Genomic DNA, 20,916 nt, shown 5'->3' on the forward strand with positions numbered 1-20,916 from the left:
GCCTGTCAACGTCCCGTCGATGCGGTCCGTCGCCGATTCAGGCGAGCTCGACGCCGTTTTCGTTCGCCCAGCGCGTCAGGTGCCCGCGCAGGTCGCGCGGCGGGGCGGCGAGCAGGCGGTCGAGCTCGGCCACGATCGCACCGCGGTCGAGGCTGCGCACCATCGCTTTTATCGGGCCGACCGCGGCCGGGGTGATCGACAGCCGCTCGATCCCGAGTCCGATCAGCGCCATCGCCTCCAAGGGTCGCCCGCCCATTTCGCCGCACACCGCCAGCGTCACCCCGGCATCGCGGCACGGCGCGACGACTCGCTTGAGGAAGCGCAGGATCGACGGGCTCAGCCAATCGTAGCGCTCGGCGAGCTTGGGGTTGGCCCGGTCGGCGGCGAACAGGAATTGCGTCAGGTCGTTGGTGCCGACCGAGAGGAATTGCAGGTTGGGGAGCAGCAGGTCGAGTTGCTCGGCCAGCCCCGGCACTTCGAGCATCGCGCCGTAGCGAATCTCGGCGGGGAGCCGCTTGCCGCGCGCGCCGAGCCATTCGCGCTGCGCCTCGAACAGCGCCTTGGCCTCGTCGAATTCCCACGGCTCGCTGACCATCGGGAACATGACGTTGAGTGTGCGGCCCCCGGCGGCCTCGATCAGCGCGCGCGCCTGCGCCTTCATCAGCCCGCCGCGTTCGAGCGCGAGCCTGAGCGCGCGCCATCCCATCGCGGGGTTCTCCTCGATCTCGTCGTGCGTGTTGAGGTACGGGAGCGCCTTGTCGCCGCCGATATCGACCGTGCGGAACACCACCGGCTTGTCGCCCGCCGCGTCAAGCACGTCCTTGTACAGCCGCAACTGGCGCTCGCGCTGGGGGAGCGTCGCCGAGACGAGGAACTGGAACTCGGTGCGGAACAGCCCGATCCCGTCGGCGCCGGTCACGTCGAGCGCCGCCACGTCGTCGCGCAGCCCCGCGTTGCACATCACCGTCAGCCGCGTGCCGTCCTTCGTGACAGGTGCCTCGGCCTTGAGCGCGGCGAACGCGGCGCGGCGTTTCTGGCGGAGGATCAATTTGGCGTCGAATGCCTCCTCCATCGCCGCCGAGGGGCGGACCAGCGCCGAGCCGCTGTCGGTCACGTCGAGCAGCAGCAGGTCGCCGTCGCCGACGTGCTGGCGCACGCTGCGCACGCGGCCGAGCACGGGCACGCCCATGGCGCGCGCGACGATGATGACGTGCGCGGTCAGCGACCCTTCCTCGAGGATCACGCCCTTCAGCCGCCGCCGGTCGTATTCGAGCAGCTCGGCGGGGCCGAGGTTGCGCGCGACCAGGATCGTGTCCTGCCTGAGGCCCAGTTGCGCCGCCGTCCCCATCTGTCCCGACACGATGCGAAGCAACCGGTTGGACAGGTCTTCGAGGTCGTGCATCCGGTCCTGGAGCAGCGGATCGCCGATCTGGCGCATCCGCATCCGTGTGCGCTGCTGGACGCGCTCGATCGCGGCTTCGGCGGTCAGGCCGCTGTCGATCGCCTCGTTGATCCGCCGGCTCCAGCCCTCGTCGTACGCGAACATCTTGTACATCGCGAGCACCTCGTCGTGCTCGCCGCCGACACCGAACTCGGCTTGGGCCGCCATCTTGTCGATCTGCTCGCGCATCTTGTCGAACGCGGCGTAGACGCGGTGGCGCTCGGCCTCGGTGTCCTCGGCGACGGTGTGCTCGATCGTGATGCGCGGCTGGTGATAGACCGCGTGGCCGATCCCCATCCCCTCGACCAGCTTGAGCCCATCGAGCCGGATCGAGGCGGTCGATGGTGGGCGCGACGCGGCGTCGCTGCGCTGGTCGACGAGGCCGGCGCTGGCGATCAGTTCGCTCAGCACCATCGCGACGGTTTGCAGCGCCTCGATCTCGACGTCTTCATACTTGCGCGGGTCGACGTGCTGGACCGCGAGCACGCCGATCGCGCGCTCACGGCGGATGATCGGCACCCCGGCGAAGCTGTGGAATTCGTCTTCGCCGGTTTCGGGACGATAGGCGAAATCGGGGTGCGCCGCCGCTTCGTCGAGGTTCAGCGTCTCGACATTCTGCGCGATCGTGCCGACGAGACCCTCGCCGGGCGCGAGCTTGGTGACGTGCACCGCGGCTTGGTCGAGGCCGCGCGTGGCGTAGAGCTCGAGCAGCCCCTCGCGCAACAGGTAGATCGAGCAGACCTCGCTATCGAGCGCTTCGCCGATGATCCGGACGACCGCATCGAGCTTCGCTTGCGGGCTCGACCGCGCCGCCATCACCTCATGGAGGTTGACGAGGATCTCGCGGGCGGAGGCAGCGGCGGTGACGGCCATGCCGACCCGCTAACAGATCGCTGTCCCCGCCGCGATAGGCGATTACCGATTCAGGCCCGACGGCCCGACCGGCACCGCCGCGGAGATCGCCAGCACCGCAGCCGGTGCCGGATCGGCCGCCGCGAGCTGGTCCTGTGGTGGGCTCCAGAACGGTGCGTCGAGCGCGGGCATTTCGGCCACCGCGAAATCGGCGAGGTTTGCCGGATCGACGCTCGCGACCTGCGCGAGCACGGTCTTGGCGGTGGCGCAGAATTCCGCCTGCGCCGCCGGTTGCGCATAATAATTGTAGAGCCTGGTCATGTCGCGATCGAGCGCGCTTTGCCACGACGCACCATATTGCGCCTTGTAATGCGCGTCGACCGCGGCGCCGGCGGCGGCGAGCGCGGCGGTCTGGCCGTGGATCAGCGCGTTATATTCGGCGATCGTCGTGACCTCGTCGGCGTCGCGGCAGCCGAGGGCGGCGACGTTGAGCGCGGCACGCAGGTGCCACAGGCTTTCGAGCGGCGAGAGATTGGCGGAGACGACCGCCGGCTTGAACGTCTCTGCGGCGGCGGGCGCCCCCGCGACCAAGGCGCCGGCGGCCAGCCCGGCCGACAGTAAGGTATGAACGATACGCATGATACAACCCCCTCACGCGCCGCCCCGTTGCAGCGCGAAGGCGAGGGTCACCTCGACTCGGGCAACAAGTCCTTCAAAAGCGGCGTTAACCGCCCGCTTACGACGATTGTCGGGGAACCTTTTTCAGTGCAGCGTTTCGCCCGCCGTGCACATCGCGACGAACTTTGCGATTCGGCGCTCACGCGTTTCGGGCTTCTTCGCGGTCTGGACGCGGTAAAGGATTGCGTAGCGGTTCGCGCCGGTCAGTGTGTCGAAAAACACGCGCGCCTTGGGGTCTGCATCGAGCGCGGCCTTGAGGTCGGCGGGCTCGGTCGCGGTCGAGGCGGGGGCATAGGCCGCGTCCCAGCGTCCATCCGCCTTCGCCGCGTCGATCTCGGCGCGCCCCGCCGCCGACACACGGCCCGCCGCCAGCAGTTCATCCGCTCGCGCGCGGTTCTTCTTCGACCATTTGCTCGCCCGTTTGCGCGGAGTGAAGCGCGTCAGGAACCAGGCATGGTCGTACTTGTCGATCTGCCCGTCGATCCAGCCATGGCACAGCGCGCCGTCGATCGCCTGCGCCTTGGTCAGCGATGATACGGCGTTCCCTGCCTTGGCCAGCTTGAGCCACAGGCCGGCGGCGTCACGCGGTTGCTCGGCCAGCCACGCCTCCCACGCGGCGAGGTCGGCGAAATCGAGGATCGGCAGGCCGGCTTTGGTTTCCACGCGCGCAAACCTGCATCACCCCGCTTGACTCCGCAAACACTGTGCATCATACAGTGTATGTCATACACCATGTGAGGCACAGTCTTGGCCGTCGACGATGACCTGTTCGAAAAAATGCGCGTCGAGCTCCGGCGCGGGTCGCTGGTGCTCGCGGTACTCGGGGCGCTGCGCGAGGAACGCTACGGCTACACGCTACGCCAGAGCCTGGAGGAAGCGGGGCTGCCGATCGACGAAGGCGCGCTCTACCCGCTGCTGCGCCGGCTCGAAGCGCAGGGCCTGTTGACCAGCGAATGGCGCGAGGACGCCAAGCGCACCAAGCGCTTCTACCGCCTCTCTTCCGTTGGCGTGGAGACGCTCGCGCAATTGCTCGGCGAATGGAACGCGATTTCCGAATCGATCCTGCGCCTCACCGAAAAGGACAAGTGATGGACCTCATCGACCGCTACCTGACCGCGATCCGCTGGAACTTGCCGCGCGCGGCCAATGCCGACGACGTGATCGCCGAATTGCGCGACCTGATCGCCAGCCGGGTCGAGGACCACGAGGAATCGCTCGGCCGCCCGCTCGACGATAAGGAGATCAGCGCGCTGCTCCGCGATTTCGGCCATCCTTTGGTCGTTGCCGCGCGCTACGGCACGCAACAATCGCTGATCGGGCCGGACCTGTTCCCATTCTATTGGTTCTCGCTGAAGGTCGTGCTGGCGCTCAGCGTCGTGTTGCTGATCGTGTCGGGGGCGGGCGACGTCTTGTTCGGCGGGCATCCGGTGCGCGCCTTCGCGCAGGCGTTCGGCGGCGCGTGGTGGTCGCTGCTCGGCAACGCAGGGTTGGTCACGTTGATCTTCGCAGTGATCGAACGGACGGGCTGGCTGACCGATCACCTCAACCGCTGGTCGCCGGATCAACTTCCCGACCTGAGCGATTTCACGGTCAAGACCAAGCCCAAGAGCGCGTGGGAGGCGGTATTCGAGATCGCGTTCGGGATCGGCTTCATCCTGTGGTGGGTCGGGCTGGTCCCGCTGCCGATCGCGTGGAGCAACGTGCAGGGATTGACGCTGATCCCCGATCCCATCTGGACGGCGATGTGGGGGCCGATCCTCGCGCTGATGCTCGCGCGGCTCGCGTTCAACCTCGTGCAATGGCTGCGCCCGCGCTGGAAAGCCGTGCGGATTGGGCTGAACGTCGCGACCACGGCGGGCGCGATCGTGACGCTGGCGCTGATCTACCGCGCCGGTCATTGGGTCACCGCAAGTTCGGCGACGCTGCCCGCGATCAAGGTCGCCGAGATCGAGCGCAGCACCAATCTCGGCATCCACTATGCGATCATCGTCATCGGCGTGATCTGGCTATTCCAGTGCGCCAAGGAGATTTGGATAGTCGCGATGGCGCGGCGCTGAAGGGTCAGCCCGCGCGCTTCTCCAGCGCGTGGGCGGCCTCGGCCATCAGTTGCGCGATGATCTCGGCGACCGGCTCTTCCTTCGTAACCATGCCCACCGATTGCCCAGCCATCAGGCTGCCATGCTCGACATCGCCGTCGATCACCGCGCGACGCAAAGCCCCCGCCCAGTAATGCTCGATCTGGAGCTGCGCCTCGAGCATCTCGACCTTGCCCTCGTCGAGCATCTGCGCGACCTCGCGCTGCTTGGCGGTGAAGAGCTCGCCCCCGGCATTCTTGAGCGCGCGGACCGGGATGACGGGGAGGCGCGGGTCGATCTGGACGCTCGACACCGCGTCGCGCGCGGAGGCGCGGAAGAACGCTTTCTTGAAATTCTCGTGCGCGATCGATTCGGTCGCGCAGGCGAAGCGTGTGCCGAGCTGGACCCCCGCAGCGCCCATGTCGAGATACGCGCTGATCGCCTCGCCGCGCCCGATCCCGCCGGCGACGAACACCGGCACCTGTTCGGCCACGTCGGGCAGGATTTCCTGCGCGAGCACGCTGGTCGAGACCGGCCCGATATGCCCGCCGGCCTCCATCCCCTCGACCACCAGCGCGTCGACGCCCGAGCGGATCAGCTTCTTGGCGAGGCTGAGCGCGGGGGCGAAGCAGATCACCTTGGCGCCCGTGTCCTTGATCGCCTCGAGCGACCCCTTGGGCGGCAGTCCCCCTGCGAGCACGACGTGCGTCACGTCATGCTTCGCGCACACCGCGATCAGGTCGAATAGCATCGGATGCATCGTGATCAGGTTCACGCCGAACGGTTTCGACGTCAGCTTCTTGGTCCCCGCAATCTCGGCATCGAGTAGTTCGGGCGTCATCGCGCCGCACGCGATCAGCCCGAACCCGCCCGCGTTGGAGATCGCCGCGACCAGGTTGCGCTCACTGACCCACGACATCGCCCCGCACAGGATCGCGACCTCCGACCCGAGGAAATCGACGCCGCGGGCCATGCGGCGGGCCAGGCGCTCGGCGCCGATCGAGGATGCAGTCATGGCGGCGGGTTAGCCTTCGGCGCGGTCAAGGGGCAAGCGCGGAGTGATCCGCTCCGGACTCGGGGGGCTGGCGATTGCCGCCATAGTCCGTAAGAATTGCGCGATGCAGTTGAGCAACGAAGAGGCGGTGGCGCTGGTCCGGCGCGGGGTGGAGGCGCTCCAGCAGGGACGCGCGGCCGAAGCGCGGCGCTGTTTCGAACGCGTGACGCAGACGGGGCGCGCGAACGTCCAGATCTGGCTGCTCCACGCGACCGCGTGCCGGGCGGACGGTGATGCGGCGGCCGAGGAAGAGGCGATCAACCAGCTCCTGCTGATCGAGCCGGCACTGATCCGCGCGCACATCATGAAGGCCGATTGCCGCAGCCGCGCCGGCGACGAACAGGGCGCGCTCAAATTCTACGAAAGCGCGATCCGCGTCGCCGAAGGACAGCAGGTCGCCGACGATCTGCTTCCCGAGCTTCGCCGTGCGGAAACGACACTGGCGGAATCGTATGCGCGGCTCGACGCCGGGCGCGAGGCGGCGCTGACCGCACGAGGATTTGGCCCCGGCGCGCGCAGCCCGCGCTTCCAGCAATCGCTCGACATTTCGGCGGGCCGGAAGAAAATCTTCCTGCAGGAACCGACATCTTATTATTTTCCGGGGCTGCCGCAGATCCAGTTTTTCGACACCGCCGCGTTCGACTGGGTGCCGGCGGTCGAGGCCGCGACCGATGCGATCCGCGCCGAACTGCAGGCGGTGCTGGCCGATGGTGCCGACGGGTTCAGGCCCTACCTCCACCACAACCCCGACCGGCCGCGCCCGAGCAACAAGGCGCTGGTCGACAGCGCCGATTGGAGCGCGCTGTTCCTGTGCGAGAATGGCGTCGCGAACGACGCGTTCGTCGCGCGCTGTCCGCAGACCTGGGCGGCGGTGCAGGCGGCGCCGATGCCGCGCATCGCCAATTCGCCGACGGTGATGTTTTCGTTGTTGGCGCCGGGCGCGCGGATCGGGGCGCATTGCGGCATGTTCAACACGCGGCTGGTGTGCCACTTGCCGCTGATCGTCCCGCCCAAATGCGGCTTTCGCGTCGGCAACGAGGTGCGCGAATGGCAGGAGGGCCGGTTGCTGATCTTCGACGATTCGATCGAGCACGAAGCGTGGAACGACAGTGACCGTGACCGCGTCGTGCTGATCTTCGACGTGTGGCGCCCCGAGCTGAGCGCGCAGGAGCGTAACGAGGTCGGTGCGTTGTTCAGCGGGCCGCTGGCGCAGCCGGCGAACTAAGCTGCTTCGTCGGCGTCGAGCCCGTAGGCGGTATGCAGCACACGCACCGCGAGCTCGGTCTCGTCCTCGTGGATCAGCACGCTGACCTTGATCTCGCTGGTCGAGATCGCCTGGATGTTGATCCCGCGCGCGCCGAGCGTCGTGAACATCGTGCTCGCCACACCCGCATGGCTCTTCATCCCGACGCCGATCACCGAGATCTTGGCGACGCGGGTGTCGTGGACCAGTTCGTCGAAGCCGATGGCGTCCTTCGCCTCGTTGAGCGCCTGGATGGAGCGCGCGAGGTCGACCGCGGGCACCGTGAACGTCACGTCGGTCGCCGCCTTGTGGTCGGCGGTCTGGTGCGCGATGTTCTGGATGATCATGTCGACGTTGATGCTGGCGGCGGCAAGCGGCGCGAAGATCGCGGCGACCGATCCGGGCGTGTCGCTGACGTTGGTCAGCGTGATCTTCGCCTCGTTCTTGTCGTGCGCGATCCCGGTGATCAGCTGGCGTTCCATTGCATCGATCTCCTCTTCGCCCACGATCATCGTCCCGGGCAGCGTGTCGGCCATCGGCGCATCGTCACCGGTGAACGAGGACAGCACCTGGACACGGACATTCTCTTTCATCGCCAAGCCCACGGAGCGCGTCTGGAGCACCTTGGCCCCCACGCTCGCGAGCTCGAGCATTTCCTCGTAGGTCACCTGTTTGAGCTTGCGCGCGCGCGGCACGATGCGCGGGTCGGTCGTGTAAACGCCATCGACGTCGGTGTAGATGTCGCAGCGGTCGGCCTTCATCGCCGCCGCCGCCGCGACCGCCGACGTGTCCGACCCGCCGCGGCCGAGCGTGGTGACGCGCCCGCCATCGGCCAGCCCCTGAAAGCCGGGAATCACCGCGACCTCGCCGGCAGCAAGCGATGCGTTGAGCGCCGCCACGTCGATCTCCTCGATCCGCGCGGAGGCATGCGCATCGCTGGTCTGGATCGGCAATTGCCAGCCCATCCAGCTGCGCGCCTTCACCCCCGCTGCCTGCAGCGCGATCGCGAGCAACCCACTCGTCACTTGCTCGCCCGACGACACCACCACGTCATATTCGCGCGGATCGTAGAGCGACGAGGCTTCGCGGCAGAAATTGACCAGCCGGTCGGTGTCGCCCGCCATCGCCGAGACGACCACCGCGACCTGATTCCCCGCATCGACCTCGCGCTTCACGCGGCGCGCGACGGCACGGATGCGCTCGATCCCGGCCATCGACGTGCCGCCGAATTTCATCACGATGCGCGCCACGGGTAGCGGGAAGTCCTTTGGAATGCGGAAGGCGCGCTGATAGGAAGGCCGCATGGACAGCGCAACCGTAACGTCTGCAACTACATCCAACCAGGCGGCAGCGAAGGTTGGCACCACAATCGATCCGGCGGAAGCCGCGCATTTCGGCAAGCTCGCGAAGGATTGGTGGGACCCCAAGGGCTCGTCGGCAATGCTCCATCGGCTCAACCCGCCGCGGCTCGGGTTCATTCGCGATCAAGTCGACCGGCATTGGCTCGGCGACGGGGTCGGGTTCACCCCGCTCGCGGGCAAGCGCGCGCTCGATGTCGGGTGCGGCGCCGGGTTGCTGTGCGAGCCGCTCGCGCGGCTGGGTGCCCAGGTGACCGGGATCGACGCGGCGGCGGAGAATATCGGCGTGGCGCGGGCGCATGCCGCACAGTCCTGCCTCGCGATCGATTACCGTGCGGGCGGGATCGAGACGCTGGCGGGCGAGACGTTCGACCTCGTGACGAGCATGGAAGTGATCGAGCACGTCACCGACCCGGCGGCATTCGTCGCCGGGCTGGCGCGCGCGCTGGCGCCCGACGGGCTGCTGATCCTCTCGACCCCCAACCGCACGCCGCTGTCGCGGCTGGCGATGATCGCGATCGGCGAAGGCGCGGGGATCATCCCGAAGGGCACGCATGACTGGAACAAGTTCCTGACGCCCGACGAACTGACCGCACTGGTCGAGGGCGCCGGGCTGCGGGTGATCGATGTTGCGGGGTTGAGCTTCTCGCCCGGCAAGGGGTTCACTGTCGGCACCGACACGAACCTCGATTACTTCGTGACCGCGGTCCGGGCCTGATCAGGCCATCACGTTGCGGCCCCGCGTCACCGTCGCGGTATGCCCGACGACGGCGTTGGCCGACCGCGTCTTGACCGAATCGACGAACAACCAGTCGTTCGATACCTTGGTCGGGGTGATCGTCAGCGCCATGTAGCCACGTCGGCTGGTGTCGCACCATTTGAGCTCCGGATTGGCCGCGACCAGCCCCGCCGCAACGACCTTGGGATCGGTCCTGGTCGCGCTTTCGTAGCCGTTCGAGGTGACGCTGTGCCCGGCGAACTCGACCCCGGCGGGCTTGCGGTCCTGCCCCAGGTCGTAGGCCCAGCCGTTATGGCTGTCGCCCGAGATCACCACCATGTTCGCGCCCGCGCCCTGCGCCGCCTTCAGAAACCGCGCGCGTTCCGCCGGATAGCCACCCCAATTGTCGTAATTGAACGGCAGGCCGAGCTTGCCCGCGCGGATTCCGCTTAGGACGTAGTTGCGCACACCCTGGCTCGCGGTCGGATCGACCCAGCCCAGCGCCGCCTCGGGCATCACCGTCTGGCCCATGATCGTGCCGAACCCGACGATCTGCCACTTCTGCCCCGCCACCACCGACCGCCGCAGCGCATGGAACAGCCAATCCTCCTGCTGCGTCCCCATCATCGTCGCCGCCGGGTCCATCCACGCGCCGTCGCGGAACGCCTTGAGCGCGGCGGTGGGGTCGGCCTCCTTGAACAACGCTGCCACCTCGGGCTGCTTGGTGCGCGCGAGATCGCGCGTCTCGGTCCGGAACAGCGTGGCGAGATTGCCGATCTCATACGTCTTCCACGGCTCGTCGCTGACCGGCATCCACTCGCGATAAGCCTGCAAAGCGGCGATCTTGCGGAGCGTCCAGTCGCCTTCGTCGGGCTGGTGGTTCTCGGCGCCGCCCTCCCACGAATCGTTGGAGGTCTCGTGATCGTCCCATTGCACGATCCACGGCAGCCGGGCGTGGAGCGCTTGAAGGTCGGGATCGGCGCGGTAGCTCGCGTAGCGGATGCGGTAATCGGCGAGGTGGATCAGTTCGTTGGCCGGTTCGGTCGGCCGCACCTGGTCCTTGAGCGGCGGATAGCCGCCCAGTTTGTACTCGTAGAAATAGTCGCCGAGGTGGATCGCGAGGTCGAGGTCGCCGCGCTTCGCGGCATGCGCATAGGCATTGAACCAGCCGAACGGCATGTTCGAGCACGAGAAGATTGCGGCCTTGAACGATTTGGCCTGCGGCCCCTCGGGTAGCGTCTTGGTCCGCCCGACCGGCGAGGTGCTGCCGTCGGGGCCGATGAAGCGGTAGAAATAGCGCGACCCCGGCCGCAGGCCCCATACGGTGATCTTGGTGGTCCAGTCGCGCCAAGAGCCGGTGATCGCCATGCCCTTCGTTACGATAGCAGCGAAATCGGGCGTGGTGGAAACCTCGGCGATCAGGTGGACGGGCTTGCCGTCGGCCGGGACGTAGCGCGTCCAGAGCAGCATCGAATCGGTCGCCGGCTCGCCGCTCGCGACGCCATGGGTGAAACCGGTCAGCGCGGCGACAGTGCCGGTCTGCGCGAAACCGGGGACGGCGTACGCGCCCAGCCCGAGCGTCGCGGTCATCAGCAACGAGCGGCGATCGATCCGAAGCATCTCAATCTCCCCTTTTGTCCGCCCTGCCTGCGCCGACTTCGTGGCGCATTGATGACAGGCATCCGGGCGCCTGTTAGGTCGCGCCCCGTGACGCTTCCCGCCATCCTGCAACCGATCGCGCGCCTGCCGCGCTGGAGCCAGCTGCTGCTCGTCGCGATCATCGCGCGCGTGGCGACATTCGGCAACCCGATCGTCCATGTCGACGAAAGCTTCTATTTCGTCACCGCGCGGTCGATGCTCGACGGCGCGTTGCCCTATGTCGACATCTGGGACAGGAAGCCGATCGGGCTGTTCCTGCTCTACACGCCCGCCGCCGCGTTCGGGTTGCCGCTCGGCATCTGGGTCTATCAGGCGATGGCGCTGGCGTCGGTGGTCATGACCGCATCGCTGATCGCGCGGCTGGCGGAGCGCGCGGGGTGGCGGCATGGCGCATTGGCCGGGGCGATCGCGTACATCGTGTGGCTCGACCTGCTGGAGGGGCAGGGCGGGCAGGCGCCCGTGTTCTACAATTTGTTGATGGCCGGCGCCGCCACGCTGATCGCCTCGAGTGACCGCGATCACGATCCGGGAAGCCGCTTCCGGCGCGGGCTGGGGGCGATGGCGCTGGTCGGCATCGCGCTCCAGATCAAATATTCGGTGGTGTTCGAAGGGCTGTTCTTCGGGCTGTGGTGGCTGTGGCGCGAGCATCGCCGCCGGCGCCACGCGGTCCCGATGCTGGTCGAGGGAGCGCTGCTGGCGCTGGTCGCGCTGGTGCCGACCGCGCTGGCGTGGGGCTATTATGCGTCGATCGGGCACGGCCCCGAATTCCTCTACGCCAATTTCCAGTCGATCGCCGCGCGCCAGCCCGATCCGATCGGCGAGCAGCTCGGCAATCTGTTCAAGATTGTGCTGATCACCTCGCCCTTGGCCGCCGCCGCGATCCTGGCGTGGTTGCGCGGGACAGACCGGGGCGGAATACGCGGCTGGCTGTTCGCGTGGCTGCTCGCGGCGGTGCTCGGGCTGCTCGTGTTCGGATCGTGGTTCGATCATTACGCGCTGCCGGTGCTGGTGCCCTTGTGCATTTGCGTCGCCGGGTTCGCCGACGATCCGCGCCGCTCGCCGAAGATCGCCACGGTCGTGCTGCTGATCGCGTTTCTCGTCGGCGAGGCGACGGTCGTCGTCAAGCGGCTCAATCGCGGCGGGCCGGCGCAGTTCGCGCGGGTGATCGACGCGATCGGGCACGGGCCGGGGTGCCTGTACGTCTATTCGGGCGACCCGATGCTCTATCCGATGAGCGGGCGGTGCCGGCTCAGCCGCTACGTCTTCCCGAGCCACCTCGGCCGCAAGCGCGAGCGCGGCGCGATCGGGGTCGATCAGCAGGCCGAGATCGAGCGGATTCTCGCGCTCAAGCCCGCGGTCGTCGTCCTGCGCACGCCCTATTTCGGCGAGCGCAGCGAATTGCGCGCGCTGGTCATCATGCGGATGGCGAAGGAATACCGGCTGGCTGCGCAAGTCCCGCTGGGAGGCGACAGCATGTCGGTGTTCAAGCGCGACTCAGGCCACTAGGCGCGGCGCGCGACCGGCCTTTTCGGCAATGCGGTCGGCGTAATAGTCCATCAAATCGACGGCATGCTCGCGGTCGGTGCGCACGCGCCCGGCCGCGACCACCGCCGCTTTGCGCAGGATCGCCGGCTCGCGCGCGAACAGCCGCTCGATTGCGCGTGCCGCATCGGCCGCATCGCGCGGGCGGAACGTCTCGCTCGTCAGCGGGTCGGCGATCTCTGCACACCCGCCGGTGTCGGGCACGATCAGCGGCAGCCCCGACGCCATCGCCTCGGACGGCACGAGACCGAACGGCTCGGCCTCGGACCCGTGGATCAGCGCGTCGCAGCTAGCGATGATCCGCGCAAGTTCGGGGCGGTTGTAGACCGGGCGGAACATCTTGATGTGCGGGCTGCCCGCGATCCGCGCCTCGATCCGCTTGCTCTCCGGCCCCGTGCCGAGCAGCATCAGCCCGATCGGGAGCCGCTCGCCCGCGCGCTCGACCGCGTCGACCACCATCGGCCAGCGCTTCTCGCCATGGTGCCGCCCCATCCCCAGCAACAGGTGACCGTTCGCGGGCAAGTCGAGTTGGCGCAGCATCGCCGCGCGCAGCCGCTCGTCGCGCAAATCGGGGGAGAAATGGCTGCGTTCGATCCCCAGCGTCATCGCCGTGTCGATCCGCACGCCACGTTTCTTCAGCCGCTTTTCGAGCGCCGGGCCGTTGGTGACGACGGTATCGTAGAAGCGCAGCAGGCGGTTGGTGTAGCGCGCGTAGATGAAGCACCCGGCCTCGATCCGCTCGGGCGACGCGAGGCCTTCGAGCCAGCGCATCGGATACGCTGCGATATTATCGTTGTGCATGAAGAAGGATTTGAGCGCGCGGCCTTGCCATCGCCCGACGATCCACGCCGGGCGCCACACCGACGACGTCTCGACGACGTCGGGGTCGAGCTCGTCGAGCCAGCGCCAGATCGGCTCGGCCTTCGAAAACAGCCCGTAATTCTTGTCGAACGGCAGGCCCGGCGACTTGACGTAGATGATCTTGCCGCCGCCGACGCGCTCCTCGACGCGGTCTTCCTTGCCGCACGCGATGCAGATCAGTTCGTGGCCCAGGTCGGCCATGATCGCCATCTTGCGGTCGATATAGGTGCGCACCCCGCCGCCGGTCGGCGAATAGAATTCGTTGACGTCGACAATGCGCATCGGCGCCTCAGATCTGCCGCTTGATCAGGCTTTGCAGCGCGAAGCCCGCCGCCAGCACGACGTGCGTCAGCAGGATTGCCGCGGCGGTGAACGCCATCAAGCTCTTGAGCGCGTCGTTATGCGCGCCGAGCAGGCCGATCGCAACCGTCGCGAACACCGTGTCCTTGCTCGGCAGGAACGGCAGGCGCGACACCATCATCCGCGTCGCCGACAAGGTCAGCCACACGCCGATCGACACGGCCGGCATCGCGAAATGCCACGCGAAGGCGATCGCCAGGCTGCCCACCGCGAGCCGGCCGATATGGACCGCGAACACCCACCACAACGTCTTGCGGTCGAGCGAGAACACGCGTCGCGAGAAGAACAGGAAGGGCAGGCACATCGCCACCACGACGCCCATCCCAACCAGCATCGGGCGCATATATTCGGGCGGTAGCGACGACATGGCGAGCGCGGTCATCGCCAGCGTCATGATATTGCCCGCGATCGCCGACAGGATCATCACGTCCTTGACCGCGCCGAACGGCGCCGCGACCATCTGCGCGCGCTGTCGCGCCCAAGCGTAGAAATAGGCCTCGCCCGAATAACCCAGCACGACCTCGTTCGCGATTCGCTTCTTCATCAGCGCGCCCAGCCCCTCGAGCGGGATACGCCACAACTTGCGGAAGATGATGTAATCGCCGATCGGCGGCGAGAAATAGAGCAGCACGAAGGCAACGTAATAGAGCCAGCTGGTAGGTGTCGCATGGCTCAGACCAGTCAGCCCGGACTTGAGCAATTGATGGATCAGCCCGACGACCATCGCGAGCGTCAGGGCACCGGCGATCACCATCGGCCAGCGGCTCTTGATCGTTTTGACCGGTTCCAGCCCGGCGAGATCCTCCGCCGCGCCGGCCAGATTGGGGGTCAACAATCCCGCAGAGGGAGTCGATGCCTCGACAAAGCCGCTGTTCATCGACGCTCCAACATTCTGTCCATCCACGGGATAGATTTTCCGATCGCTGCCGGCCCTGCCCGGAAATAATGGCCGCTTAACGGCAAGGTTCCTACCCCACAACGAGGCGGGACAAGTTCGACGCGCACGGGCATCTGGGGTCGCGCCCCGGTTTTGGCAAGGCGATGTTGCACCGCAACACGATAAAGCGGGGCTGTCGCAAGATTATGTCAGCGTTGTGCATACGCTGCGAAACTTTTGACACAAATCGGCGTTAGGCGGCGGGAATGCTCAGTCCTTACGCTCCCGTAAGAATTCTTGCCTTCGCGCAATCGCTCGACCGCGGCGGGGTCGAGCGGGCATTGGTCAGGCTGGCGCGCGGCTGGATCGCGGCGGGACATCGGGTCATGCTGGTCACCGGGCCGTCGCGCGGCCCCGCCCCCGCTATCCCCGACGGCGTCGAGGTGATTGACACCGACGGGTCGTATCTCGGCATGGCGCGCGCGCTGCCCGGCGCGGCGAAGCGGCTGCAGGCCGACATCGTCTTCTGCCCCGGCAATCATTATTCAAGCGCGGCGGCGTGGCTGCACGCGCGGCTGGGCAAGGACTGCCCGCCGATCGTCGCCAAGGTGTCGAACCGGCTCGACCGCGACGATCAATATTTCCCGATCGCGCAAGGGTATCGCGCGTGGCTGCGCGCGCACCGGGCGTTCGTCGATCATATGGTGGCGATGACCCCGGCGATGGCCGAAGAGACGATGGTGATGACCGGGCTCGACGCGTCCCGGGTCAGCGTGATCGCCAATCCGCCGGGCTTGGCAGGCACCGGCGCGCCGACCCCGCCGATTGCGGGCAGCGACTATCTGATCGGGATCGGCCGGCTCGCGCCGCAAAAGCGCTGGGACCGCGCGATCGCGGCGCTCGCCGATGTCGCGCGGCGCGACACCAAGCTGATGATCCTCGGCGAGGGCGAGGCACGGGGCGAACTCGAAGACCAAGTCGCGACGTTGGGCCTGCACGATCGCGTGCACTTGCCCGGTTACGCCACCGATCCGCGTCCCGCCCTCGTCAGCGCGCGCGCGCTGGTGCTGACGTCCGACTTCGAAGGCGTGCCCGGCGTGCTTCAGGAAGCGCTGTCGGTTGGAACGCCAGTGGTCGCTACCGATTCGAGCGTCGCGATCCGCGAGATCGTCGCCGATCCGAGCCACGGCAGCGTCGTGCCGACCGGCGACGCGCGCGCGCTCGTCGCGGCGCTCGACCATTGGCTCGCGCCCGACCGCCCGCGACCCGACCCGGTGCCCGAACGCGGGCACGATTCGGTCGAGCGGTACCTGCGGCTGTTCGAAGAATTGGTGCTCGAACGCCGGCTCAAGCGGGCCTGACGATTACAGCAGGACGGCCTGTGGGTCGTCCTCCATCGCGCGTTCCGAATTGCGCTCCAGCGCGACCTTGATCATCGCGGTCAAGGGATCGGCGAGCGCGAGGCCGAGGATGCCGAACAGCGCCGAGGCGAGGATCTGCATCGACAGCGTCAGCGCCGGTGGCAGGTCGACGGTTTTCCTGGCGACCAGTGGGATCACCACCCAGCCGTCGAAGGTCTGGACGACGAAATAGATCAGGATCGCCCACATCCCCTTGTCGACCCCGGCCGAGAATCCGACCGAGATCATCAGCACGCCGCTGATGAACGCGCCGATATTGGGGATGAAGGCGAGCATACCGGTGATGATGCCGAGCACCAGCGCCATCGGGATGCCCGCGATCGAAAGCGCGATCCACATCAGCACGCCCTCGAACGCCATCCCCGCCAGCCGCCCGGCGAGCAAACGGCGCAGCTGCGTCGCCATCCGCCCGAGCGTCAGCGCGAATTCGGCGCGGTGGTCGGTCGGCACCATCCATTGCAGACCGCGGTCGTAGATCCGCGGCTCCATCGCGACGAACAGCCCGATCACCATGATGATGAACAGCGTCGAGATCGCGCCGATCGCGGTGCCGATCCAGCTGGTCAGCTTGCCGACCGACCCCATCGCCTGTTGCGCGAGGCCCTTCAGATCGTCCGCCCCCGGCACGATCCCTTGCGCCGCCGCCCATTGCGACAACCGGTCGAACTGGATCAGCAAGGTCGCCTGGAGTTGCTTGAACTGGACGACCACCCCGGCTCCCGCCTGGTACACGGTGACGCCGATGAACAATACGGTCAGCACCACGACGATCAGCAACCGCCAGCCGCGCGGAATCTTGAGCACGCGGCCGAGCAACCGCACGCCGCCGTCGAGCATCGAGGCAAAGACGAGCCCCGCCAGGATGATCAGGATTGGCTGCACCAGTACCACCACCAGCGCCATCGCCGCCGCCAGCCCGAGCCACACCGCGGCACGGCGCAGTTCGCGCCGCGTCTCGGGGTTGCGCATCTCGTGCGGGCTGGGCTCGGTGACGAGCGGCTCGGGCGCCTTGGTCATACTATTGGTCTCGCGCCGGATGGAGCGAAGTGCCCGCGCGCCCGCCGCGCAATCCGCCCCACCAGGTCAGCGGGTTCCACGTCGCGTGGCCGTTCTTGCTGAATGTGATGAACTCGGCGCGCCCGCCGACATATTCCCACGGCACCGGGCCGCCCAGCCCGCCGCCGGCAATCGGCACGCGGCTGTCCGCCGACCGGTCGCGGTTGTCGCCCATCAGGAAAACGTGGTCGGCGGGCACCGTGACCGGGCCGTAATTATCGGCCTCGAAATAATTGCCCAGCTCGACGGTTTCGTAGCTGCGCCCGTTGGGCAAGGTTTCGCGCACCAGCGGAAGGCGACAGACATTCTGACCCTTGATCACGTGCAGTCCGTCGGGAATGTCGCACGTCGAGCCGTCATTGGGGTTTCCGAGCGGTACCCCACCGTAATCGGGAAGGTCGACGTAATGCATCGGCCCGCGCTTTACGGCCACGTTGTTGATCAGGACGACGCCGTCGCGCACTTCGATCCGGTCGCCGGGCAGGCCGATCACGCGCTTGATATAGTCCTGGTTACGCCCCGGCGGGGTGACGATCACGACGTCGCCGCGCTCGGGCAGGCGCCCGAACAGCCGCCCCTTCACGAACGGCAATTGCACGCCCCAGCTTTCCTGCGGCTCCTTCAGCACCAAATCCTTCCAGATCGCGACCGGGTTAGGGATGGTGAAGGAGATGAACGACCAGCCGTAAGGATATTTGCTCACGACCAGCTGGTCGCCGACCTGCAGCCCGGGGAGCATCGATTCGGACGGGATGTAGAAGGGTTTGGCGATCAGGCTGTGGAAGGCGAGCACCGCGAGGATCAGCCAGAAGATGCCGCGGATCTCGCGCCACACCGACCCGCTGTCGATCCGGCGCCAGCGCGAGCGGCGCGGCTTGGCCGCCTCCGATTCCGCGTCCGATTCCTCGCCGCCGGTCGTCTGTTCGTCCAACGCCAACTCTTCGCTCATCATTCTTGTCCGGAAGAAGGCGCGGGCCGCGCCTCGATCACGACGAACGCCTGTGCCCAGGGATGGTCGTCGGTCAGGGTCAAATGCACGTGCGCCACGTGGCCCGGCGGGACCATCGCGTCAAGCCGCGCCTTGGCGCCGCCGGTCAGCGCCAGCACCGGCGCGCCCGACCGTGCGTTGACCACGCCGATATCCTTCATGAACACGCCCGCCTTGAACCCGGTGCCGACCGCCTTGGAGAACGCCTCCTTCGCGGCGAAGCGCTTGGCGAGCGTTCCGGCTTTGGTGAAGGGGCGGCGGTTGGCCTTGGCCTGCTCGATTTCGGTGAAGCAACGCCGTTCGAACCGCTCCCCGAACCGGTCGAGCGACGACTGGATGCGCTCGATGTTACACAGGTCGGAACCGAGGCCGATGATCATGCAACGCCCAGCCCGAGAAAATCGATCAGCATCGGCAGGAAAAAGGTAGCCGGGACCGCCAGCCAAAGGATCGGCAGCGCCAACCAAATCACACGCGAGACATGAGATTTGGCCAGTTTGGATCGCCATAAGCCAACCAGGATCACGACGGGAACGGCAAAAGCCAGGCACGCCTCAACGCTGCCCATCACCGCAATGATAAACAGAAAAGGCGTGAAGATGATAATCAGCAGCGCCGATACCGCGAGCAGTGTGTAGTCGGCTGCCAAAAGAACCCGCGTTGCTGGTGTCACCGCGCCTCATCCATCAGCGCGCGCATCCGCCGCACCACGGGCGCGAGCCCATCGAAGATCGCCTCGCCGATCAGGAAATGGCCGATGTTGAGCTCGGTAATCTGCGGGATCGCGGCGATCGGCACGACATTGTCGAAGGTCAGGCCGTGCCCGGCATGCGGCTCGATCCCGTTCTTGACCGCGAGCGCGGCGGCGTCGGCGATTCGGCGCAGTTCGGCCGCCTGCTCCTCGCCCGTCAACTCGCAATAGCGCCCGGTGTGAATTTCGACGACCGGCGCGCCGAGGCTCAGCGCCGCCTCGATCTGGCGCGGGTCGGGCTCGATGAAGAGGGATACGCGGACATTCGCGCCCACCAGTTCGCGGACCATCGGCGCGAGGTGATTGTGCTGCCCGGCGGCGTCGAGCCCGCCCTCGGTCGTGCGCTCCTCGCGCTTTTCGGGGACGATGCACGCGGCGTGCGGGCGGTGGCGCAGCGCGATCGCGAGCATCTCGTCGGTCGCCGCCATTTCGAGGTTGAGCGGGATCGGCAGCTCGGCCGACAGCCGCGCGATATCCTCGTCGGTGATGTGCCGCCGGTCCTCGCGCAGATGCGCGGTGATGCCGTCCGCGCCCGCGTCCGCCGCCAGCAACGCCGCGCGCACCGGGTCGGGATAACCCGATCCGCGCGCGTTTCGGACGGTCGCGACATGGTCGATATTGACGCCCAGGCGTAAGAGTTTGGCGGGCGATCCGGTCATTGCACGCGACAGATACGGACCCGCTTCGGGCCGCGCAACGTTGCCCCATCAGTAAAAGTGCGCCGCGAGCCTTGATGATCGCGCGGGACGCGGCGTATAGGCCCGGGCCAGACGGGCGAAGAATGGCCCGTAAGGCTTGGGAATCTGACGATCGTCGCGGCCGCGGCGACTCGTATCAACGGGGTAATGCGACACGATGCGCTTGATCGGGCTCAAAACTGCGATGCTGGCGGCGGGGCTGATGCTCGCCGGCGCCGGCCATGCCGCGCCGCAGGCGGCGGCGCCGGCTGCGGCTCCCGCGGCGGCTACTCCAGCCCCCGCTGTGACACCCGCGCCCGCGACCGCGGCGCCGGCCCCCGCCGCGACCCCGGCGGCCGATCCCGAAATGCTGGCGATGGACGGCGCCCCCCGGATGCTTCCGGTCAAGGGCATCGGCGACGCGGTCGACGGCGACATCGGCATCCAGCCGCAGGTCACCAAGAACGGCCAGCGCGCCGCCGATTTCCACAACCACATCCTGATCTGGGTGATCAGCATCATTTCGGTGTTCGTGCTGATCCTGCTGCTGATCGTCATCTTCCGTTTCAACGCGCGCGCCAATCCGGTGCCGTCGAAGACCGCGCACAATACCGGCCTCGAGGTCGCCTGGACCCTAATCCCGGTGCTGATCCTGGTGCTGCTCGCGATCCCGTCGATCGGGCTGCTCCAGGCGCAGTTCAAGCCGCCGCCCAAGGATGCGATAACGCTGAAGGCGACGGGCAACCAATGGTATTGGACCTATTCGTACCCCGACAATGGCGGGTTCGAGATCACCTCGAACATCCTCAAGGAAAAGGACGAGGTCGCCGCCGGCGAGCGCGCCCGTACCGACGAGGACGGACCGCGCCTGCTCGCGGTCGACAATCGCGTCGTACTCCCGGTCGGGGTGCCGATCCGGCTGATCACCACTTCCGCCGACGTGATCCATTCGTGGGCGATGCCGGCGTTCTGGATCAAGCTCGACGCGGTGCCCGGGCGCCTCAACGAGACCAGCTTCACGATCGAGAAGCCGGGCCTCTATTTCGGGCAATGCTCCGAACTGTGCGGGCCGAAGCACGGCTATATGCCGATCGCGGTCGAGGCCGTGCCGCTCGACATCTACAACCGCTGGGTGGTCGCCAAGGGCGGCACCGTGGCGGGTGCCAAGGCGGCACCGGCGCAGACCGACACCGCCGCCGTCGCCAACACCGCCGGCCCGGTCGTCAACGCGACCGTCGCCGCCCCGACCAGCAATCAGGCCGCCACGGCGAACCCCGCCGGCGCCGGCAACCCCGGAAATTAATC

Annotated in this window: 20 protein-coding genes; 7 read left to right on the forward strand and 13 right to left on the reverse strand. The window is 67.3% G+C overall.

Features of this window, described 5'->3' with window-relative positions:
- Positions 1-37: 37 nt before the first annotated feature.
- The 3 genes from ptsP to E7773_RS09270 all read right to left on the reverse strand — a co-directional run bounded on the left by ptsP (position 38) and on the right by E7773_RS09270 (position 3,634).
- Complete coding sequence (ptsP, locus tag E7773_RS09260; RefSeq protein WP_293990397.1) at positions 38-2,314, reverse strand: phosphoenolpyruvate--protein phosphotransferase; 2,277 nt, start codon at positions 2,312-2,314, stop codon at positions 38-40.
- A gap of 42 nt (positions 2,315-2,356) precedes the next feature.
- Positions 2,357-2,932 (reverse strand): hypothetical protein, encoded by a 576-nt coding sequence (locus E7773_RS09265; protein ID WP_293990399.1) that lies wholly within the window; start codon positions 2,930-2,932, stop codon positions 2,357-2,359.
- Positions 2,933-3,055: 123 nt separating this feature from the next.
- Positions 3,056-3,634: a YdeI/OmpD-associated family protein gene (locus E7773_RS09270; protein WP_293990401.1), complete on the reverse strand. Its 579-nt coding sequence runs from the start codon at positions 3,632-3,634 to the stop codon at positions 3,056-3,058.
- 84 nt (positions 3,635-3,718) lie between these two features.
- Here E7773_RS09270 and E7773_RS09275 point away from each other — a divergent pair, with 84 nt between their 5' ends.
- Together E7773_RS09275 and E7773_RS09280 are read left to right on the forward strand one after the other, a co-directional pair.
- A complete protein-coding gene (locus E7773_RS09275) occupies positions 3,719-4,060 on the forward strand; it encodes a PadR family transcriptional regulator (protein ID WP_293990403.1) in 342 nt (113 codons plus the stop codon).
- Positions 4,060-5,028, forward strand: coding sequence for a hypothetical protein (locus E7773_RS09280; RefSeq protein ID WP_293990405.1), 969 nt, complete (start codon positions 4,060-4,062; stop codon positions 5,026-5,028). Before E7773_RS09275 ends, E7773_RS09280 begins: the two co-directional genes overlap by 1 nt.
- Before the next feature lie 4 nt (positions 5,029-5,032).
- Here E7773_RS09280 and E7773_RS09285 read toward each other — a convergent pair whose 3' ends face one another.
- Positions 5,033-6,061 carry a nitronate monooxygenase gene (locus E7773_RS09285; RefSeq protein WP_293990407.1) on the reverse strand — a complete coding sequence of 343 codons (1,029 nt, stop codon included), beginning with the start codon at positions 6,059-6,061 and terminating at the stop codon, positions 5,033-5,035.
- Between the two features lie 103 nt (positions 6,062-6,164).
- Between E7773_RS09285 and E7773_RS09290 the strand changes: the two genes are divergently transcribed.
- A complete protein-coding gene (locus E7773_RS09290; RefSeq protein WP_293990410.1) occupies positions 6,165-7,325 on the forward strand; it encodes an aspartyl/asparaginyl beta-hydroxylase domain-containing protein in 1,161 nt (386 codons plus the stop codon).
- Here E7773_RS09290 and E7773_RS09295 read toward each other — a convergent pair.
- Positions 7,322-8,593, reverse strand: coding sequence for an aspartate kinase (locus E7773_RS09295; RefSeq protein ID WP_293990786.1), 1,272 nt, complete (start codon positions 8,591-8,593; stop codon positions 7,322-7,324). The two genes, E7773_RS09290 and E7773_RS09295, sit on opposite strands and share 4 nt — an antisense overlap.
- Before the next feature lie 52 nt (positions 8,594-8,645).
- On the opposite strand from E7773_RS09295, the gene ubiG reads away from it, so the two are divergent.
- Positions 8,646-9,419, forward strand: a complete 774-nt coding sequence (gene ubiG / locus E7773_RS09300) for a bifunctional 2-polyprenyl-6-hydroxyphenol methylase/3-demethylubiquinol 3-O-methyltransferase UbiG (protein ID WP_293990411.1) — start codon at positions 8,646-8,648, stop codon at positions 9,417-9,419.
- Here ubiG and E7773_RS09305 read toward each other — a convergent pair whose 3' ends face one another.
- On the reverse strand, positions 9,420-11,039 hold the full coding sequence (locus E7773_RS09305; RefSeq protein ID WP_293990413.1) for an alkaline phosphatase D family protein: 1,620 nt from the start codon (positions 11,037-11,039) through the stop codon (positions 9,420-9,422).
- 87 nt (positions 11,040-11,126) lie between these two features.
- Between E7773_RS09305 and E7773_RS09310 the strand changes: the two genes are divergently transcribed.
- Entirely contained in the window at positions 11,127-12,584 is a 1,458-nt protein-coding gene (locus tag E7773_RS09310; RefSeq protein WP_293990415.1) for a hypothetical protein, read from the forward strand.
- On the opposite strand, the gene E7773_RS09315 is transcribed toward E7773_RS09310, so the two are convergent.
- Both E7773_RS09315 and E7773_RS09320 read right to left on the reverse strand, forming a co-directional pair.
- Complete coding sequence (locus E7773_RS09315; protein WP_293990417.1) at positions 12,573-13,763, reverse strand: glycosyltransferase; 1,191 nt, start codon at positions 13,761-13,763, stop codon at positions 12,573-12,575. The genes E7773_RS09310 and E7773_RS09315 overlap by 12 nt on opposite strands.
- Positions 13,764-13,770: 7 nt before the next feature.
- Complete coding sequence (locus E7773_RS09320; RefSeq protein WP_293990419.1) at positions 13,771-14,718, reverse strand: hypothetical protein; 948 nt, start codon at positions 14,716-14,718, stop codon at positions 13,771-13,773.
- A 266-nt stretch (positions 14,719-14,984) separates the two neighbouring features.
- On the opposite strand from E7773_RS09320, the gene E7773_RS09325 reads away from it, so the two are divergent.
- Positions 14,985-16,079, forward strand: coding sequence for a glycosyltransferase (locus E7773_RS09325; RefSeq protein ID WP_293990421.1), 1,095 nt, complete (start codon positions 14,985-14,987; stop codon positions 16,077-16,079).
- A 3-nt stretch (positions 16,080-16,082) separates the two neighbouring features.
- On the opposite strand, the gene E7773_RS09330 is transcribed toward E7773_RS09325, so the two are convergent.
- The 5 genes from E7773_RS09330 to E7773_RS09350 are packed head-to-tail and all read right to left on the reverse strand — an operon-like array spanning position 16,083 to position 19,593.
- Positions 16,083-17,156, reverse strand: a complete 1,074-nt coding sequence (locus tag E7773_RS09330; protein WP_293990423.1) for an AI-2E family transporter — start codon at positions 17,154-17,156, stop codon at positions 16,083-16,085.
- 1 nt (position 17,157) lies between these two features.
- Positions 17,158-18,147 (reverse strand): signal peptidase I, encoded by a 990-nt coding sequence (gene lepB, locus E7773_RS09335; protein ID WP_293990425.1) that lies wholly within the window; start codon positions 18,145-18,147, stop codon positions 17,158-17,160.
- Positions 18,144-18,563: a holo-ACP synthase gene (gene acpS, locus E7773_RS09340; RefSeq protein ID WP_293990427.1), complete on the reverse strand. Its 420-nt coding sequence runs from the start codon at positions 18,561-18,563 to the stop codon at positions 18,144-18,146. The genes lepB and acpS overlap by 4 nt, the downstream gene beginning before the upstream one ends.
- The gene (locus tag E7773_RS09345; protein ID WP_293990429.1) at positions 18,560-18,832 is read right to left on the reverse strand and encodes a hypothetical protein; all 273 of its coding nucleotides are present in this window, start codon (positions 18,830-18,832) and stop codon (positions 18,560-18,562) included. The genes acpS and E7773_RS09345 overlap by 4 nt, the downstream gene beginning before the upstream one ends.
- 20 nt (positions 18,833-18,852) lie before the next feature.
- Entirely contained in the window at positions 18,853-19,593 is a 741-nt protein-coding gene (locus E7773_RS09350; protein WP_293990431.1) for a pyridoxine 5'-phosphate synthase, read from the reverse strand.
- A gap of 196 nt (positions 19,594-19,789) precedes the next feature.
- Between E7773_RS09350 and coxB the strand changes: the two genes are divergently transcribed.
- Complete coding sequence (coxB, locus tag E7773_RS09355) at positions 19,790-20,914, forward strand: cytochrome c oxidase subunit II (protein ID WP_293990433.1); 1,125 nt, start codon at positions 19,790-19,792, stop codon at positions 20,912-20,914.
- Positions 20,915-20,916: the final 2 nt, after the last annotated feature.

The organism is Sphingomonas sp., assembly GCF_004799495.1.
Classification (GTDB): domain Bacteria; phylum Pseudomonadota; class Alphaproteobacteria; order Sphingomonadales; family Sphingomonadaceae; genus Sphingomonas.

Excerpts from the sequence above, each read along its gene's own strand:
- ptsP (WP_293990397.1), bottom strand. The coding sequence starts at position 2,314 with ATGGCCGTCACCGCCGCTGCCTCCGCCCGCGAGATCCTCGTCAACCTC.
- E7773_RS09265 (WP_293990399.1), bottom strand. The coding sequence starts at position 2,932 with ATGCGTATCGTTCATACCTTACTGTCGGCCGGGCTGGCCGCCGGCGCC.
- E7773_RS09280 (WP_293990405.1), top strand. The coding sequence starts at position 4,060 with ATGGACCTCATCGACCGCTACCTGACCGCGATCCGCTGGAACTTGCCG.
- E7773_RS09285 (WP_293990407.1), bottom strand. The coding sequence starts at position 6,061 with ATGACTGCATCCTCGATCGGCGCCGAGCGCCTGGCCCGCCGCATGGCC.
- E7773_RS09290 (WP_293990410.1), top strand. The coding sequence starts at position 6,165 with ATGCAGTTGAGCAACGAAGAGGCGGTGGCGCTGGTCCGGCGCGGGGTG.
- ubiG (WP_293990411.1), top strand. The coding sequence starts at position 8,646 with ATGGACAGCGCAACCGTAACGTCTGCAACTACATCCAACCAGGCGGCA.
- E7773_RS09305 (WP_293990413.1), bottom strand. The coding sequence starts at position 11,039 with ATGCTTCGGATCGATCGCCGCTCGTTGCTGATGACCGCGACGCTCGGG.
- E7773_RS09315 (WP_293990417.1), bottom strand. The coding sequence starts at position 13,763 with ATGCGCATTGTCGACGTCAACGAATTCTATTCGCCGACCGGCGGCGGG.
- E7773_RS09320 (WP_293990419.1), bottom strand. The coding sequence starts at position 14,718 with ATGAACAGCGGCTTTGTCGAGGCATCGACTCCCTCTGCGGGATTGTTG.
- E7773_RS09325 (WP_293990421.1), top strand. The coding sequence starts at position 14,985 with ATGCTCAGTCCTTACGCTCCCGTAAGAATTCTTGCCTTCGCGCAATCG.
- E7773_RS09330 (WP_293990423.1), bottom strand. The coding sequence starts at position 17,156 with ATGACCAAGGCGCCCGAGCCGCTCGTCACCGAGCCCAGCCCGCACGAG.
- lepB (WP_293990425.1), bottom strand. The coding sequence starts at position 18,147 with ATGATGAGCGAAGAGTTGGCGTTGGACGAACAGACGACCGGCGGCGAG.
- acpS (WP_293990427.1), bottom strand. The coding sequence starts at position 18,563 with ATGATCATCGGCCTCGGTTCCGACCTGTGTAACATCGAGCGCATCCAG.
- E7773_RS09350 (WP_293990431.1), bottom strand. The coding sequence starts at position 19,593 with ATGACCGGATCGCCCGCCAAACTCTTACGCCTGGGCGTCAATATCGAC.
- coxB (WP_293990433.1), top strand. The coding sequence starts at position 19,790 with ATGCGCTTGATCGGGCTCAAAACTGCGATGCTGGCGGCGGGGCTGATG.